Source organism: Alloscardovia omnicolens DSM 21503, assembly GCF_000420505.1.
GTDB classification, from domain to species: domain Bacteria; phylum Actinomycetota; class Actinomycetes; order Actinomycetales; family Bifidobacteriaceae; genus Alloscardovia; species Alloscardovia omnicolens.
On the sequence record NZ_ATVB01000020.1, the window covers coordinates 11,592 to 28,911 of the forward strand.

At 48.5% G+C, this 17,320-nt stretch carries 13 protein-coding genes; 9 read left to right on the forward strand and 4 right to left on the reverse strand.

Annotated features, from left to right (window positions below; all coding sequences use genetic code 11):
• The first annotated feature begins 49 nt into the window (after window positions 1-49).
• The 3 genes from G464_RS0107345 to G464_RS0107355 are packed head-to-tail and all read left to right on the forward strand — an operon-like array spanning window position 50 to window position 2,551.
• Window positions 50-1,204, forward strand: coding sequence for an ABC transporter permease (locus G464_RS0107345; RefSeq protein WP_026472688.1), 1,155 nt, complete (start codon window positions 50-52; stop codon window positions 1,202-1,204).
• A gap of 20 nt (window positions 1,205-1,224) precedes the next feature.
• Complete coding sequence (locus G464_RS0107350; protein ID WP_021617489.1) at window positions 1,225-2,019, forward strand: ABC transporter ATP-binding protein; 795 nt, start codon at window positions 1,225-1,227, stop codon at window positions 2,017-2,019.
• Window positions 2,020-2,035: 16 nt separating this feature from the next.
• A complete protein-coding gene (locus G464_RS0107355) occupies window positions 2,036-2,551 on the forward strand; it encodes an FMN-binding protein (RefSeq protein WP_022857328.1) in 516 nt (171 codons plus the stop codon).
• A 3-nt stretch (window positions 2,552-2,554) separates the two neighbouring features.
• On the opposite strand, the gene G464_RS0107360 is transcribed toward G464_RS0107355, so the two are convergent.
• The 3 genes from G464_RS0107360 to G464_RS0107370 form a co-directional block, all read right to left on the reverse strand.
• The gene (locus G464_RS0107360) at window positions 2,555-2,758 is read right to left on the reverse strand and encodes a hypothetical protein (RefSeq protein WP_022857329.1); all 204 of its coding nucleotides are present in this window, start codon (window positions 2,756-2,758) and stop codon (window positions 2,555-2,557) included.
• 65 nt (window positions 2,759-2,823) lie between these two features.
• A complete protein-coding gene (locus G464_RS09400) occupies window positions 2,824-4,353 on the reverse strand; it encodes an amino acid permease (protein WP_022857330.1) in 1,530 nt (509 codons plus the stop codon).
• 242 nt (window positions 4,354-4,595) lie between these two features.
• Complete coding sequence (locus tag G464_RS0107370) at window positions 4,596-6,281, reverse strand: hypothetical protein (protein ID WP_022857331.1); 1,686 nt, start codon at window positions 6,279-6,281, stop codon at window positions 4,596-4,598.
• Window positions 6,282-6,867: 586 nt separating this feature from the next.
• Here G464_RS0107370 and G464_RS0107375 point away from each other — a divergent pair.
• The 6 genes from G464_RS0107375 to G464_RS10230 all read left to right on the forward strand — a co-directional run bounded on the left by G464_RS0107375 (window position 6,868) and on the right by G464_RS10230 (window position 16,255).
• The gene (locus tag G464_RS0107375; RefSeq protein ID WP_022857332.1) at window positions 6,868-8,127 is read left to right on the forward strand and encodes an MFS transporter; all 1,260 of its coding nucleotides are present in this window, start codon (window positions 6,868-6,870) and stop codon (window positions 8,125-8,127) included.
• Window positions 8,128-8,198: 71 nt separating this feature from the next.
• Window positions 8,199-9,542, forward strand: coding sequence for a glycoside hydrolase family 30 protein (locus G464_RS0107380; protein ID WP_022857333.1), 1,344 nt, complete (start codon window positions 8,199-8,201; stop codon window positions 9,540-9,542).
• 75 nt (window positions 9,543-9,617) lie between these two features.
• Window positions 9,618-11,738 (forward strand): beta-galactosidase, encoded by a 2,121-nt coding sequence (locus G464_RS0107385; protein ID WP_022857334.1) that lies wholly within the window; start codon window positions 9,618-9,620, stop codon window positions 11,736-11,738.
• Between the two features lie 32 nt (window positions 11,739-11,770).
• Window positions 11,771-14,011 (forward strand): exo-alpha-(1->6)-L-arabinopyranosidase, encoded by a 2,241-nt coding sequence (locus G464_RS0107390; RefSeq protein WP_022857335.1) that lies wholly within the window; start codon window positions 11,771-11,773, stop codon window positions 14,009-14,011.
• A gap of 146 nt (window positions 14,012-14,157) precedes the next feature.
• Window positions 14,158-15,591 carry an amino acid permease gene (locus G464_RS0107395; protein ID WP_022857336.1) on the forward strand — a complete coding sequence of 478 codons (1,434 nt, stop codon included), beginning with the start codon at window positions 14,158-14,160 and terminating at the stop codon, window positions 15,589-15,591.
• A 43-nt stretch (window positions 15,592-15,634) separates the two neighbouring features.
• Window positions 15,635-16,255, forward strand: coding sequence for a DUF1294 domain-containing protein (locus G464_RS10230; protein WP_204370560.1), 621 nt, complete (start codon window positions 15,635-15,637; stop codon window positions 16,253-16,255).
• An 11-nt stretch (window positions 16,256-16,266) separates the two neighbouring features.
• On the opposite strand, the gene G464_RS0107405 is transcribed toward G464_RS10230, so the two are convergent.
• Window positions 16,267-16,974 (reverse strand): hypothetical protein, encoded by a 708-nt coding sequence (locus G464_RS0107405; protein WP_022857338.1) that lies wholly within the window; start codon window positions 16,972-16,974, stop codon window positions 16,267-16,269.
• Between the last annotated feature and the right edge of the window lie 346 nt (window positions 16,975-17,320).

The window sequence follows — 17,320 nt, forward strand, 5'->3', positions numbered from 1 at the left end:
AGAATTTAGTTTAGACGATGTAAAGAAGCAAGATCGCGCTCGGCGAGCCATGTTCTGGACGATGATTCGCGGTGCTGTTTTCCGCCGTCGTTCACGCGCGCTTATGGCAGTCATTGCTTCTGCTGTGGGAGCGGCTACACTTTTCGTGCTTGTTATGGTCTGTATTGTTGTTCCTGCCCAAATGACCGAGGAAATGCGCACGTACGGCGCGAACTTAGTGGTGACGAGCAATCAAACCGGTAAAACGGAAAACGGTATCCAGCAGATGATGGTGGACCATACCACCGGAATGATGCGAGCCACCGGTTTCGACGAAATCCATGCAACCTACCGCTACGATACAGTGCGCATTAACTCGGCTTCGTATCAGATGGCTGGCATCGATCCGGCTGAAGTGAAAGCGATGAACAAGTTCTGGGATATAACCGGAGCCTGGCCAGCGCACACGAACGAGGTGCTCTTGGGAACTGATGTTGCCGACAAACTGAGCGTGCACGTGGGGCAGAGCATAACCGTGGGCGCTATCGAGAAGAATACGGCTAACGGCACTATCCTCGATACAGACGGTACGCGCATGCGCATTGTAGGCATTGTGAGCACAGGTGGTCGCGAGGATTCGATGGTGTACAGCACGCTCGATACGCTCGAGCAGCTCACCGGCGAAAAGCGCGGTGCGGACGTTATCGAATACTCATCGCAAGCCAGTGGTGCGGACTTAACCAAGCTCGTGAACAGCATTAATAACATGACCTCGATGAACGTTACTGCTCAAGCGGTCAGCAAGATTTCGACGGCGAACGCGAGCATTATTACCATGCTTACCACGCTGTTTTGGATTATTTCCATTGTTATTGTGGCGCTCACCCTCGTGGGCGTATCGACTACCATGACTTCGATTGTGTCTCAGCGTCGCAACGAAATTGGTTTGCGCAAAGCATTGGGAGCGTCGAATACTTCGATTGCGCGCGAATTCTATGTGGAGTCCGCGTTGTATGGCGTGGCCGGCGGTATTGCGGGCGTGCTGATTGGTGCGGGCGTGGCCGTTGTGCTTATTCAAGCGGTATTCGACCGTTCCGCGCTTCCGAACGTGTGGCTTATGCTCGCGTGCGTTGCGGTTGCGGCGCTTATCGCGGTTATTGCTTCGATTCTTCCGGTGCGCAAAGCCTCGCACATTAATCCGGCTGTGGTCTTGCGAGAAGAGTAGAGAAGAGTAAGGTGAAGAAAATGACGGATGTTTTATTGCATTTAGACCATGTCTCGAAAATTTATGGCGATTTGCATGCTTTAGACGATATTAATTTGACCGTTCCGCGCGGTCAGTGGCTCTCGATCGTGGGCTCGTCAGGTTCGGGTAAGACCACGTTAATGAATATTATCGGCTGCCTCGATACGCCAAGTAAGGGCGAGGTTCGTCTGCAAGGCAATAACGTTGAGCACTTGCGTGAGCGCGAGCTGGCTCAGGTGCGCAAAAACGTTGTCGGTTTGGTGTTCCAAAAGTTTTACCTCGTTCAGCATTTAACGGCTGTAGAGAACGTGATGGCTGCTCAGTATTATCATTCGGTTGTCGATGAGAAGCAGGCGATGGATGCGCTGCGTCAGGTTGGTTTGGAAGACCGCGCACATCACTTGCCGCGAGAGCTTTCCGGTGGCGAACAGCAGCGTGTGTGCATTGCTCGCGCTTTGATTAACTGTCCGGAAATTATTCTTGCTGATGAGCCGACCGGTAACCTCGATGAGGCTAATGAGCAGATTGTTTTGGATCTGTTTAAGAACCTGCACGAACAGGGCACCACGATTATTGTGGTTACGCACGATTCGACGGTGGCCGGTCAGGCGCAGCGCGAGATTATGCTCAACCACGGTAAACTGGTGGGAGAGAAGTGGAACGATGCGGTTGCTCAGGCTGATTTTGAGGCTTTAGCTGCGTCTGATTCTTCTGTGGCGGCCAGCGAAGCCGGTGATTTTGTCGATCCGACGAAATCGGCAAAGGATACGATTGACCGCACGCATTTTGAGTAGGGAGTTACGTAAGGTTATGGTGAAGAAAGAACTTGCTTTAGCGAGTATTGGTGTGGTAGCTGCTGGTGTGCTGTTAGCAGGCTGCTCAGCGAAGGCTCCTGCCGCAGGAGATAACGCGGATACGCAAAGCGAATCGAGTAGTAACTCGTCGAGCTCGTCGAACAATTCGGGCGAGAACGTGAGCAATGAGATGAAGTTCCCTACCGCGTCTGAAGATACTGGCGTGTATGCGGATGGTACATATTCTGTAACGGGTAATTATGGTGAGCATGCGGCCAGCACGATGGAAGTCTCGCTTACTTTGGGAGACGGCACAATTAACGATGTAACCGTAACTCCAACGAATACCAGCGCTATTTCACAACGTTATTCTAAAGCTTTCGTGAAGCAGATTGAAGACGTAATTGTGGGCAAAGAGCTCAAAGATTTGAAGCTCGATACTGTAGCTGGTGCTAGCTGGACCACCGAAGCGTTTAATACGGCTTTAGTGAATATTCGCGGTGATGCCTCTGCAGCAGCTGTAGCGCAGTAAATTTTACGGGTACATGGATCGACCGCGCTCAATTTGGCTTGCGATTTCACGTAAGTCTTGCGCGTTCTGACGGTCGATTTCGTTACCCTGTGCTCGTTCTTCGGCTTTACGCTCGAGACGGCTTTGAATGCTGAAGTATGAGGCAAGAGCAATAACGGCAATAATGCCTACAATAATCAGGATTATTGTAATAACATCCCAACTCATCTGTACTCCTTACACAAAGAAAGGGTGTGTACGTTAATCAATAACCTACACACCCTGTGTTACGTCTACTTAAAACGCTGTGTAATCTCGTACGCAACAACAAGAACAACGCACCAGATTGGTCCTAACCAAGCGGCGACGCGGTAGCTTGGAGACAGCCACATGAGCGCATAAATAGCGAGCATCGCAATCAAAATAATCCACGGCGTAATCTTAGCCAAAGGAAGCTTAAACGTAAGCTCTTTCTCTCCATCAGCGCCAATAAACTTGCGGAACTTCATCTGAGTAATAGCAATCAATGACCAGTTCAAAATACCGGAGAAGGTAGCAATCGACATAAGATAGTTAAACGCGAACTCAGGCCAGAGGAAGACGACAACCACAGCAATAACGGTAATCGCTGCCGAGGTAAGAACGCCCCAGTGAGGAACGCCTCTCTTATTGGTTTTGCTCAAATAAGCAGGAGCGTTACCCTGCAAAGCCAAAGAATAGAGCATACGCGAGTTTGAGTACAGAGCCGAATTATATACACTAATAACTGCAGTTAAGCACACAAAGTTGAGCAGTCCGGCTGCGAACTGAATGCCTACAGAATCAAAAATTTGAACGAACGGGCTCACCACAACACCGTTCTTATTTGGAACGCCAATCTTATCCCAAGGAACGACGCACATAATAACGAAGAGCGCCACCACATAGAAGAGCAGAATACGCCATACAACTTCGTTCGTTGCCTTTGGAATGGACTTCTTAGGATCTTCGGCTTCGCCAGCGGTAATACCGATAAGTTCAGTGCCGCCAAAGCTGAACATAACCACAACCAAAGCCATCAGTACGCCTGAGTAGGTAACGCCGCCCGCAGCGCCCGTTGCGCCCGAACCTGCCGCGTGATGCGCGGTAAAGAAACCGTTAGGGAAGAAGTTGGCAAGATTATGTAGACCAGGAATAGCACCATCAGCGCCTGGAATAGCCATAAAAATAACTGCAATGCCCACAATAATCATGGCAATAACAGCCACAATCTTAATAATGGCAAACCAGAATTCAAACTCACCGAAAGCTTTAACGCCCAGCATATTCGCAGCGGTAATCAGCACCATAAAGACGGCAGCGCTCACCCAAGCAGGAATAGCGGGGAACCAGTATTGCACGAACTGACCAACAACAGCCAGTTCCACCATCGAAACGAGCAGGTAGTTTGCCCAGTAATTCCAACCACTTACAAAACCAGCGCGCTTACTCCAGTAATGGCTTGCGTAGTAGCTGAACGCACCGGCTTTTGGATCGTAGGTGCTCATTTCACCCAGTGCTCGCACAATCAAGAAGATAAGTGCGCCGCCAAGCAGGTAGGTGAGCAGAATAGAAGGACCAGCTAGCTGAATGGATTCAGCGGAACCGTAGAACAGTCCTGTTCCAATTGCGCCACCCAAAGCAATCAGCTGGATGTGACGGTTTTGCAGACCCTTTTTAAGATGCTCCTGATTATTTGCTGGCTCGGTGTTAGTGGCTTGCTTGGTTTGAGCAGTCGCCGTACTTTGAGCGTTTGCCCCAGTCTGAGCGTTTGCTCCAGAGGCTTTTTCAGATATATTGGCCATACGTAGCCCTCTCGTTTTCTCTTGTGGTAGTTTTGCAAGTTTTCTGTTGTGCTTTTCTTGTTCGCTGCCTTGCACGCGCTGTCTTACGCAGTCCCAGTACACGTAGCGCTGAATAGACGAGCACCGTGCTGAATAGACGAGCACCGCGCCTCATGGTGTGAAGTACGGTGCTCCTATTGCGCAATTATTCACAATTCAGCAATTTCTTATTAGTTGTCTTATTGCTTGTCTCGTTGTTTCTGTTATTGCTTCGAATATGTTCGTCCACCAACATTCATGCTAGCGCTTTCCCCGTTACCTGAAAGCACGACGTTCGCATTCTGACATGCTCCCGCACTTGAGCACTGCATAGACCACGTGATACGTGAAGGATTATCTTGATTGTCCACATGTGCGCAAGCGCCGGTGGAACCGTCCTCAAAAGTACATGAGCTTGGTGAACCTTGAGAATGGTCTGCGTAGGTTATAGAGCAGTCACCGTTGAGCGTGAATTGTGTAGAACCATCTGAATACGTGCCAGCAAAGTTACCACATACGCCTTGAGCTCGCGATTCTGCTTCCTTACGCTTTGCTTCTTCCGCCTGCTCGTAAGCCTTCATGGAATTTTGCACAGCAGTCATTGTGTTGTTCAAGGTTTCTACGGCAGATGAGTACTGCTGTTTGGTTACGTTTTTGGAGTTTTGAGAAATAAGCGCGTCAGCTGCTTCAATAGCTTTCTTCAAATTTGTGCGCGTATTTTCATCTGTCACTTTATCTGCAGAGGAATCATACAAGCTTTGTGCTTCTTGACGCTTGGTGCTTAAATCATTTTTCGCATTAGATACAGACTTCGTAGACTTAGATTTTTCTACCGCTGCTGCAGCCTTGGTAATTTTATTCGTGTAATCATTCTGCTTGGTTACCACATCATCAGCTTGTGCGCTGATTTTTGTGAGTTGAGCGTCTGGAAGAGAATCCTCGCACTTGTCGAGCTCATTGAAGTTATCAATAGAAGCCTTAGCTTGGCTTACAGCATTCTTGACGCGAGTAAGAGTAGCTGTATCGTCTACATCAGATGACTGCGTATTAGCTACGGATTCATTCTTTTGAATAACCTCTTGTAACTTCTTTGATGAATCTTCTGCTGCTTTGCGACTTGCGAGGCAAGAGCTAAGAACTTCTTCATGAGTGTGCGCTGTAGCAGAATTACGGAAGAATACGGCAAGCACAACGATAAGAACGAGGACTAGAACGCCGCTGATACCCCAGATAAGCATACGTTTAGTATTGCGGTCAGCATCTTTGTGCGAAGAAGATTCCGTAACATGTGCGTGGCGACCTGACATAGGGTTGGTAATAATCTGTGTCTTTTCTAATTCATCTTCAGCGAATACAGACAAACTATCGGCTAGCTCTGTCTGTGTGCCTACCTCGATTGGTGAAGCTACAGTTGTTGGCGCATCCGACGCTGCAGGAGCTGCAGAAGCTGGGAAACTAGCAGGAACTGCAGCAAGAGGAGCTGTTGCTGTTTCGCTTTCACTGCTGGGCGAGGTGATAGCAATAGTAGGCATCTGGTCTGCTGGCTGAATGCCGCCGGCAGGAAGCAAATCGGCATCATCAGCTAACGGATCGAACGCTGCAGTGGATTCAGGATCAGGTTCCGAAGTATCTGTTGCAGCAGTCGAGGTATCGTGAGCGTTTTGCTGATTGTGTTGATTTGGCCGGCTCCGCTCTGAATGCTCTGAAATTGCACGCATAGTAGTGGAGGTAGCTTCGCTCAGCTGTGCTAATGACTGCGTATTTTCAATAGTTGCTGAAGGAGATGTATGAAAATCAATGCCGTCTAAAGCAGGAATCTCCCACCGAGATTCGTTCAAATCACTGCCTTCACTGCTTCGTGAATCAGAATTCAAATTTTCTGTTGATGGGATGCCGTTGGAATCGGTCATATCTCTTTCCTTGTAAGATTACTTTTCTCTATTCTGTTTAGTTTATCTTAGACTGCGTGCAAATTCTTATAAAAGCTTGACGATGAGCGGTTTTCTGCGCAAGGTATACACGATTACACTCCGCTAGAGTAAGAGGTAACGAGTATGTATGCTCTTTTGCTTATGGAACTTTGTATTGCGTTTTTATTGGCTGCATGTCAGAGATATTCGTGAGATAAGACTCAGTTTTGTGCTCATTATGTGAACGTTCACCGTATTATCTTTTACTCCTCGGCAAACAGCAATTGGGTATGTGCGGCAGTGCTTTTTAAGTAAAAAAGTTCCGGCTTTAAAAGGAAAGAACCGCTGAAAAGCAAAGCTTCTCGCATAAGCTTTCGAAAGTTTTCGACACGCCGAAATAGTTAGTCTATTGATTTAACTAACAAAGTCTGTAAACTTGTTCAAGGATCAAGAGCGTATGGAGAGATGAAAAGTTCTTGAGTTTTGTGTAGTATAAAAGAAGTGTTGTGAACGTTCACAAAGTTAGTGTCGTTCAGAATGCACACTCATACTGAAGTTAATGGAGACACTCATCAAAGGAGATAATATGAGTGAAAATACTGTCGCAATGCCACAGGAGAAACTGAGCTCAGTTGATCGTTGGCGTTATTACATCACGTTCTTCGCTTTTGCGTTGCTGTGGATGGGCGGTTTGGCACTGGTTGCTTCTGTTCTTTTGCCTCAGCATTTGAAGGATGTTGCTGGTGATGAAAAGACAGCTACTGCTATTTTTACCGTACTAAATTCTGTAACAGCTTTTGCTTCTTTGATTTCTAACCTTTTGTTTGGAAATCTTTCTGACCGTACGCGCTCTCGTTTTGGCCGCCGTACTCCTTGGATTCTGGGCGGTGGCATTGTAGGCGGTCTCTCGCTCTTCCTCACAGGTATGTTCGATAATCCGTGGATTATCGGTTTCTGGTACTGCGTCTGCATGTTTGGCTTAAACGCTATGATTGCGCCAATTATTGCTGCATTATCTGACCGCGTTCCAGAAGATATGCGAGCAACTATGTCTGCCTTTATGTCTTTGGGTACAACAGTTGGTACCTCGATGGGTACGATTATTGCTGCCTTCTTTATTAATATGACGGTTCCTGGCTTCCTCGTTGCAGGTATTCTTATGGGCATATCTGGATTAGCTGCTGTGCTCATTTGGCCAACTGAGCCATCTGCTGCGAATTTGCCACCAGTAGAATCTGGACTTGGTGATTTGCTGAAGTCCTTTATTCCTCCAACCAAGGGGGCTCGTGATTTCTGGTACGCATTCCTCGGCCGCACCTTCATTATTTTCGGTTACTACATGATTTTGAACTATCAGCTCTATATTCTTCAAGATCATATTGGCATGAGCAAAGAGGCATCTGCAAAAACCATTGCAATTATGTCCACTGTTATTATGGTCTTCGGTTTGATTGGTTCCTTAGGATCTGGCTATATTTCCGATAAAATTGGTAAGCGTAAGCTTCCTGTAGCTATGGCATCCATCTGCATGGGCTTGGGCTACTTACTGCCATGGGTATTCCGCACAGAATGGTCTATGTTTGGTTTCGCTGCTCTGGCAGGTTTCGGTTACGCTGTATATGGCGCTGTAGACCAGGCTTTGAATATTGATGTTCTGCCAAATCCAGAAGAAGCTGGTAAGGACTTGGGTATTTTGAATATTGCTACAACCCTCGGCCAGATGGTTGGGCCAATCTTAACGGGTGTTATTGTTATTTCGGTTGGCTATAACCTCGTCTTCCCCGTCGCTATTGCGTTCTCTGTTCTGGCAGTTGTGTTTATTTACATGATTCGCTCCACCAAGTAATAATCAATAAGTAATGTGCACAAGCGTATGTGCGTTGTAGCTCTGCGCTTGTGCTTTATGGAAGGCATAAAATGGCTACATGGGTTTCCACCACTGAAGCTGAGAAATTTGTAGAACAGCCCGTAGAAAACACCACAGTTACCAGCTCTGTTGATTTCCAGTTAACCGGCGACAAGTTCCAAGCAATCCGCGGTTTTGGCGGCTGCTTTAATGAGCTTGGATATCAAGCGCTGACTGAGATTGCGAGCCCTGAAGATGCTGAGCAGGTATTTAAGGAACTATTTGATCCATCAGAAATGAACTTCGTTTTTAACCGTGCTCCAGTAGGCGCGAATGATTTTTCGCTTGACTGGTACAGCTATGACGAAACAGACGGCGATTACGAGCTGGAAAACTTTAGTATTGAACGCGACGAAAAAACTTTGATTCCATATATTCAGCGCGCTCAAAAATATCAGCCAGATCTCAAGCTTTTTACCAGCCCATGGTCTCCTCCAACATGGATGAAGTTCCCAAAGGTCTATAATTTCGGTCGTTTAGTAATGACCCCAGAAAATCTGCAAGCATATGCAAACTACTTCGTTAAATATGTGCGCGCTTACGAAGCTCATGGCATTAAAGTAACCCATATTTTCCCGCAAAACGAGGTTTTTGCTGACCAAAAGTTCCCAAGCTGCCTCTATAACAGCGAAGATATGAAGGTATTTGTGCGCGATTATCTGGGGCCAACCTTCGAACGCGAAGGTATTGATGCTGATATTTGCTTAGGAACCTTGAACGGTCCAGAAGATATGGCATTTACAGGCGTAGGTTACGGCATGCGCATGGATAACTACAACCGTTGGGTAGATAATATTCTCTTCGATGACGAAGCTCGCAAATATATTAAGGGCTTGGGCTACCAGTGGGCAGGACGTGCAGCTATTCAGCGTACACACAGCTCGTGGCCAGAGATGGAAATTTTCCAGACTGAATCTGAATGCGGTAACGGCGAGAACGCATGGGATTATGCAGAATATATCTTCCATCTGATGAACCATTACTTCCGTAACGGTGCCACTACCTACACGTATTGGAATATGGTGCTCACCGAGGTGGTATCTACCTGGGGTTGGATGCAAAACTCCTTGTATTCGGTAGATTCAAAAACAGGTGAGATTACGCGCAATCCTGAATATTACGTGATGAAGCACTTCTCTAAGTTCGTCAAGCCCGGCGCTCGCGTGCTAGGAAGCACAGGTCATTTTAATTCCATGGCTATTGCTTTTGAGAATCCAGACGGAACAATTGCCGTTATTGCTCAGAATGCTTTGAATCAGGATATGCCTTTCACTTTCGCACATCCAGACAAGCCAGAGCAGGGCTTTAGCGTTACTCTCAAAGCTCGTTCTTTCAACAGCTTCATGCTGGACTAAAACAGAAGAATCATGCTTAGGCTACTGGGTAAGTCCGGCGGCCTAAGCTTAGAAGTTACAGGTTTAAGGAAAATAATGGCAAAAAATCAGGTAGATGACTTCCTTTTTGGAGCGGCCTATTACGATGAATATATTCTGCCGCACAATCTTGAGCGTATCGATGAAGACTTTGCTATGATGCGTGAAGCTGGCATGAATGTTATTCGTATTGCTGAATTTACATGGAGCACAGAAGAGCCAGAACCGGGCGTTTTTAACCTTGCACATGTAGACCGCGCTTTAGAAGCTGCTGCTCGCTATGATATTAAGGTTATTATTGGCACTCCAACCGCTGCTGTTCCAAGTTGGCTTGTGGAATTAGATCCGCATGTGCTTGCTGTGCAGGATAATACTGGGCAAGCGAAGTACGGTGCGCGTCAAAACATGGATATCGTTAACGGTACGTATCGTTTCTATGCTGAACGTATTATCCGTAAACTTATCTCACACACAGCACCTCATCCGCAGGTTATCGGTTTCCAAGTGGATAACGAAACGAAATACTATGATTCCTGCAGTCCAGATATGCAAAAGCTTTTCGTGCAGTCCTTGCGTAAGCGCTTCCATAACTCCACAGATGAGCTGAACAAGGCTTTCGGCTTGGATTATTGGTCGAATCGAGTAGATGCGTGGGAAAACTTCCCTGATGTTAATGGATCTATTAATCAGTCGTTGCGTGGCGCTTTCGATGAATTCCGTCGCAGTGTTGTGGCTGATTTCTTGGCTTGGCAGGCAGATATTGTGCGCGAATATGCTCGCGAAGATCAGTTTATTACGCATAATTTTGATTATGAGTGGCGCGGTTATTCGTTCGGCGTGCAGCCGGCGGTTAACCATTTCGAAGCAGGACGTGCGCTCGATATTTCGGGCGTCGATATTTACCATCCAACAGAAGAGCGCTTGACTGGTAAAGAGATTGCTTTTGGTGGCGATACTGCTCGTTCGGTGAAGGACGGTAAGAACTTTATTGTGCTCGAAACTGAGGCGCAGGGTCAGCACGGATGGCTGCCGTATCCGGGTCAGTTGCGTTTGCAAGCCTACTCTCATGTGGCTAATGGTGCTGATGGCGTGATGTATTGGCATTGGCATTCGATTCACAACTCTTTCGAAACCTACTGGAAGGGTGTGCTTTCACACGATTTTGCGAAGAATCCGACCTATGAAGAAGCTGGGGTATTTGGTCGAGAAATGGCTAATCCTGCTCGTGGTGGTCGTTTGGTTCATGCACACAAAAATAACCGTGTGGCGATGATGGTATCGAATGAAGCATTGAGTGCGCTCAACTGGTTCCAGCTCGAAACCGGCTTCCCATGGGGTGGCACTGTTATGTATAACGATGTGGTGCGCCGCTTCTACGATGCTCTTTTCGAGTTGAATGTGGAAGTCGATATTATCCCAGTTAATGCTGAAGTTGAGCGTATTAATCGTTACGATATGGTGCTCACTCCTGCTTTGTATGTGGCTCCTCAAAGCACGATTGATAATTTGCGTGCCTACGTGGAGCAGGGCGGTCACTTGGTGTCTACCTTGCGCTCGTTTGTCTGCGATGAGAATACGACGGTGTGGCAAGATGCTGCTCCTCACGGCTTAACCGATGTGTTCGGTGTGAGCTACAACCAGTTCACTCGTCCAGATGGTGCAGTGACGGTGAGCGGTTCTGCGGCCGAGACCTTTGGTGCGGAGGCTTTGATTGAGCTGTTGAATGTTGATGGTGGTTCTTCTGCGGGTGGGGTTGAAGTTCTCGGTTCATATGATCACTATGCTTGGGATTCGCATCCAGCTATTACTCGCCATGCTTTCGGTCAGGGTGATGCCCAGTATATCGCTACTTTGCCAACGCCTGAAGCAACACGCGAGATCTTGCGTGAAGCCGTAGAACATGCGGGTATCGAAGTTGTGGGTGCTGCTGTGGCTGGCACGGTGACGGTTCGTCAAACCATTACTCCTGAAGGCAAAACAGCTACGTACTTCTTAAACTACAGTGCTGATGAAGTAACTTTTGCTTCTCCTGTTTCGGGCGAAGTTCTGGTTGCGCCGGTAACTATTGGCCAGGACGGTAAGGTTGCTGGTAGCGGCGCGGTTGCTGCAGGTGATGCGGTGAGCGCGGGTGATCAGCTGACTATCGGCCGCTGGAATGTGGCTGTAGTACTGAGCTAAATGTCTGAGTGAGTAAGGTAAGGAGACAATCAATGGTGAATGTACACGATTTAACTCTTGAAGAGAAAGCTTCGCTCACCTCGGGTGGTGACGCATGGCATTTCCAAGCTATTGAGCGCGCTGGTGTTCCTGGCTATATGCTCACTGACGGTCCTCACGGTTTGCGTAAGGAAAACTCTGAGGTTGCGGCGCTGGATATGAAGAATACTGTTCCAGCAACCTGCTTCCCTCCAGCAGCAGGTATGTCGAGCTCGTGGAATCCAGATTTGGTGCGCGAAGTGGGCGTGGCCATGGGCGAGGAGTGTGTGCAGGAAGACGTAGCTGTTATTTTGGGTCCGGGCGTAAACATTAAGCGCAACCCTTTGGGTGGTCGTTCCTTCGAATATTGGTCGGAAGACCCATATTTGGCAGGCCATGAGGCTGTTGGCATTGTGGAAGGTGTGCAGTCTCAGGGCGTGGGCACATCGTTGAAGCATTTTGCGGCCAATAATCAGGAGACCGATCGTTTACGTATCGATGCTCGTATTTCCGAGCGTGCTTTGCGCGAGATTTATTTGCCAGCATTCGAGCACATCGTAAAGACTGCTCAGCCGTGGACGATTATGTGCGCGTACAATCAGCTCAATGGTGTTTTCGGTTCGGAAAACCATTGGCTGCTCACCAAGGTTCTGCGCGAAGAGTGGGGCTTTGAAGGCATTGTGATGAGTGACTGGGGTGCTGTGCACGACCGTGTTGACTCTCTCAAGGGCGGCTTGAACTTGGAGATGCCTCCAAGCTTTAGCGATGACGAGGTCGTTATTGCTGTGCGCGATGGCCGCTTAGACGAAAAGCAGTTAGATGCCATGGCTCAAGGCATGCTCGACCTGGTGGAGAAGGCACGAGCTGCGATGGAACGCGAAGGTTTCGTGTTCGACAAGGACGCGCACCACGCTTTGGCTCGTCGTGCGGCTCAAGAATCGATTGTGCTGCTTAAGAACGAAGGCGGATTATTACCTCTTCACAAAGGTACGAATATTGCGGTGATTGGCGAGTTTGCGCGTACACCACGTTATCAGGGCGGCGGCTCTTCGCATATTAACCCAACAAAGATGACCTCTTTCCTTGATGCTTTGGAAGAGCGCGGTGCCTCGTATAGCTTTGTTCCGGGCTTTACTTTGGATTCTGCGGAGCAAGACCCTGCACTGACTGCACAGGCTGTTGATGCGGCTGCTGCTGCAGACGTAGCTGTGGTATATATGGGTCTGCCAGAGCCTGAAGAATCTGAAGGATTTGACCGCACGCACCTCAACTTGCCAGCTAAGCAGATTGAGCTCCTGTCTCGCGTAGCCGATGTGAATCCTCGCGTGGTTGTAGCGCTGTCTAATGGTTCTGCGGTTCAGATGAACCCATGGCAAGAAGATGCGGCGGCAGTACTGGAAACCTGGCTGCTCGGTCAGGCTGGAGGAAGCGCGGTAGCAGATATTCTCTTCGGCGACGCGAACCCATCCGGTAAGCTCGCGCAGTCGGTGCCACTGAATCTTACTGATGATCCTTCTATGCTCAATTGGCCTGGAGGCGATCGCATCGTCGACTACGGCGAGGGTGTTTTCGTGGGCTATCGCTACTACGACACGTACAATGTGAACGTGGCCTATCCATTTGGCTTCGGCTTAAGCTACTCGACTTTCGAGATTAGCGATGTGGAGGTTGAGGTTACTGGAGCTGTTTCTGCGAGTGTGAGTGCAACCGTGCGAAACACCTCCGCAGTTGACGGTGCCGAAGTTGTACAGGTCTACGTAAACCCTGCCGACTCCTCTCCAGTACAGCGTCCAGTTCACGAGCTCAAGGGCTTTAAGAAGGTCTTCCTTGCAGCAGGTGAATCCGCTCGCGTTGAGTTTGAGCTCGACAATCGTGCTTTCGCTTACTGGTCTGAGCATGACGGGGGTTGGCGCGTTGTGGCTGGCGCCTACGGTATTGAAGTCGGCACATCCTCACGCGACATCGTTTCACGTGAAACGATTGAGCTTGCGGGAGACGACTTCTACGCAGAACTGAACGAATGGTCCAACTTCGGGGAGTTCAAGAAGGATCCATACGGTTCTCGAGCAGTTGAACGCATGTTCGAGCTGGGAGCATCCGGCGAGTTACCTACTATCCCAGAGGATAACGTGGGCGTTCAGATGTTCCTGGAGACGATGCCAATCAACTCTATGGCTGTGCTCTTCGGCAAAGACGGCAAGCGCCTCACTCAGTTCCTCCTCGAGGAATACGCGGCCGAACGCGCTCGCGCATAACTGAATATTTCGCTCTCAAACGCCTTACTGATGCTCGCGCGCGGTAAGGCGTTTTCTTTTACCGCGCTCGCTATAACGAGGTGCCGCTAAACTTAGCCGAGGAATGTCCGCGCACTGCGCGCAGCCAAAGGAAAGCGAGAGAGCGCATGACACAGAAAGAAACCGTGGCGAATAATCATGACGGACTCAAGCGCCGCATGTCCTCGCGCCATCTGACCATGATCTCACTCGGCGGTGTTATCGGAACCGGTCTGTTCGTCAGCTCCGGCGAAACGATTCACGCGGCCGGACCGCTCGGTGCTATCCTCGCGTACGCTGCCGGCTCGCTGCTCGTTTACTGCGTTATGCTGTGTTTGGGGGAGCTGTCTGTGGCAATGCCGTACGCGGGTAGTTTCCATCTGTATGCGAAAAAATTTATTGGACCGGGAACTGCGTTTACTGTTGCGGTGCTGTACTGGCTCAACTGGGCGGTTGCGCTGGCATCGGAATTTACTGCTGCCGGTATGCTGATGAAGTTCTGGTTCCCGCATTCGCCTACGTGGGTGTGGTCAGCGCTGTTTATGCTTGCTGTGTTGGCGCTCAATCTGATGAGCGTGCGCATGTATGGGGAAGCGGAGTTCTGGTTCTCCAGCATTAAAGTAGTGGCGATTGTTGCTTTTATTGTGCTGGGTGCGGCGGCGATTATAGGGATTGTGCCGATGTCTGGTGCTGTTTCTGCAGGTTCTGCCGGTTCGGGGGCGCCGTGGCTGAGCAATTTTTACGCGGACGGTTGGTTCCCTACCGGTATCGTTCCGATTTTCTCGACCCTGCTCACCGTTATTTTCGCCTTCTCCGGTACTGAGGTTGTGGGCGTAGCTGCAGGCGAAACGAAAGATCCACACAAGGCAATCCCGAAAGCTATTCATACCACAGTTTTCCGTCTTGTTCTGTTCTTTATCGGTTCGATCGGCGTGATGGCCGCGCTCATTCCGTGGCATAAGTCGGGTGTGAGCACGTCGCCGTTCGTACTCGTTTTCCAGTCGATTGGCGTGCCTTTTGCGGCTGATTTGATGAACTTTGTGGTGCTTACAGCCGTTCTTTCGGCTGCGAACTCAGGACTTTATGTGTGCGCTCGCATGGTGTGGTCGCTGGCTAAAGAAGATATGATTTCTCCTCGTTTGGCGCAAACCAATACGCGAGGTGTTCCTGTTTTTGCTGTGATTATTTCGATGGTGGGTAGCATGGTGTGTCTGCTCAGCTCGGTTTATGCGGCAGATTCTGTGTATTTAGTGCTTGTAGCGGTGTCCGGATTGGCGACTTTGGTTGTGTGGGCTGCTATTGTCGTGTGTCAAGTGCTGTTTAGACGCCAATGTGCTCGCGAAGGCAAGAGCGTGGATGATTTAGCTTACAAAGTGCGTGCGTATCCGCTTATTCCTGCACTTGCTTTGATTATGACTGTTGTGGCGCTTATTTTGATTTTGTTCGACTCTTCTCAGCGTACGACTGTGTTTTATATGATTCCGTTTATGGCTCTGTGCTACGTGTGGTACTACGTTCGAGCATGGTGGAAGAAGCGTGCGTTGGAGAAGAAGCGTGTATGAGCGCTTGCGTTTATTACGCTCGCACTTGGTAGAAGAATCGAACATGAGTGTTCTGCTTGCTTATTATCTGATTGGCGTTAATGCGGTTGGTTTTATTGCTGCTTTGATTTGTTGCGCTTACTTAGCGCGCTTAGAAACGGCGAGTGGTGGTTCTGCTCGTTCTGGTGAGGGTAGTGCGATTGTTGACGCTGTGCTCGGCTTGCTTGCAGTGTGTGGTGGTGGTCTAGGTATTGCGTTTGCTTTTATTGGATTCTACCGTGCTGCGAATAAAGCAACCATGCTTACGCGCGTGATTGTGGCGTGTATGCTCATGATTGATGCGGTGGTTGCGCTTGTTCTAAGTGGGCATGTGCGCATGACGTGGGATTGGAATGTGTGGGCGTTTTTCGCCCAGCGATGGTGGCTGTGTTGGCTCTTGGCGATTGTGAATATAGCGAGCTTTCTTGCCTTTGCTGTGGATAAGCGCGCAGCTATCCGAGGCACTTCACGTGTGAAAATCGTAACTTTGCTTGGACTGGCTTACTTTGGTGGCGCACTTGGTGCTTTGTTGGGCATGTATATGTTTCGGCACAAAACACAGAAGAATTACTTTTACATAGGCGTGCCGCTCATGCTTATTATGCAGCTGGTGATTCTGTGGTATGCGATGAATTGGGCGTGGTAGAAAGACGTTCTTTATTCTTTCTCATGTTCATTCTTTTCCCAATCTGCAGGTGGTGTTGAGAGTATTTTTTTAGTTGTTTTCATAACGGCATAGCCAAAGAAAGCATTACTACCAGCTCCAACAGCGGCTCCTAATCCAAAAGGTATTTGCTTGCCTAATACAAGTACGCCTTGCTTAGTGCCGTACTTAGCAATAAAGCGAGATCCTAATACTTTATTTGCTGCTTGGATAGCATGCATAGGAATTTTGTTAATTATAGTCTTTGCCCAATATGGAATAGTTTTCTTTCCGAGAGCATTCACAACCTGTTTAGCTCCTGCGTCCCCAAGAAGAGCTGTCATAACAAGGAACTTGCGTCTTTCGAAATCTTCTGCATCAACATTGTAGATTTCTGCAAGTGTTAAAACGTATAAAACGGATGATTCTAAAAAGACTGCTAAGTCTGCAAGTGCTGCAGGAACTTGAACAACGCCATTCGGTACCACAGCTACTATGCCTGCTGCTGCACCAGAGGCAGTTGCTGAGCTGATATAAATTTTGTTGATCTTTTTGATGAGTTGTTCAGGAGTATACTCAGGATTTAAACGGCGCAGACGAGCAACTGTTTCAATAGCAACAGGTTGCTGAGACAGAAGCGCGTTATTAAAAACATCTTCTACAATCTTTGGAAGCGATTTGGCAACTTTGTCTAATTGCTTCCCCCAATCATGATTAGCCATCTTGCGTTCTCCTGAAGTATGACGAAGGATAATTGAGCACTATTCTCTCTCTCTCTCTCTCTCTCTCTCGACAAGGGACTCTAAGGCTGATTCATTGGTCTAACAGTCATATGTTCATTATTGTGCACCACCAGTGGCATCATACCGTTATAAATAAATCCAATCTCCGTGCACTACAGCAGTCATGATAATGGCGGTGTTCATATGAAACAGTCTGAGGCAGTAGACAAAATAAAGACTCGGTTGAGAAGGTCGCACAAACTGTAATTAAAGAGTTTTATTATATACATCTACTGTATAATCACCTAGGCATGACTACGCTGTCTAACTTGCCGAAAGAAGAGGA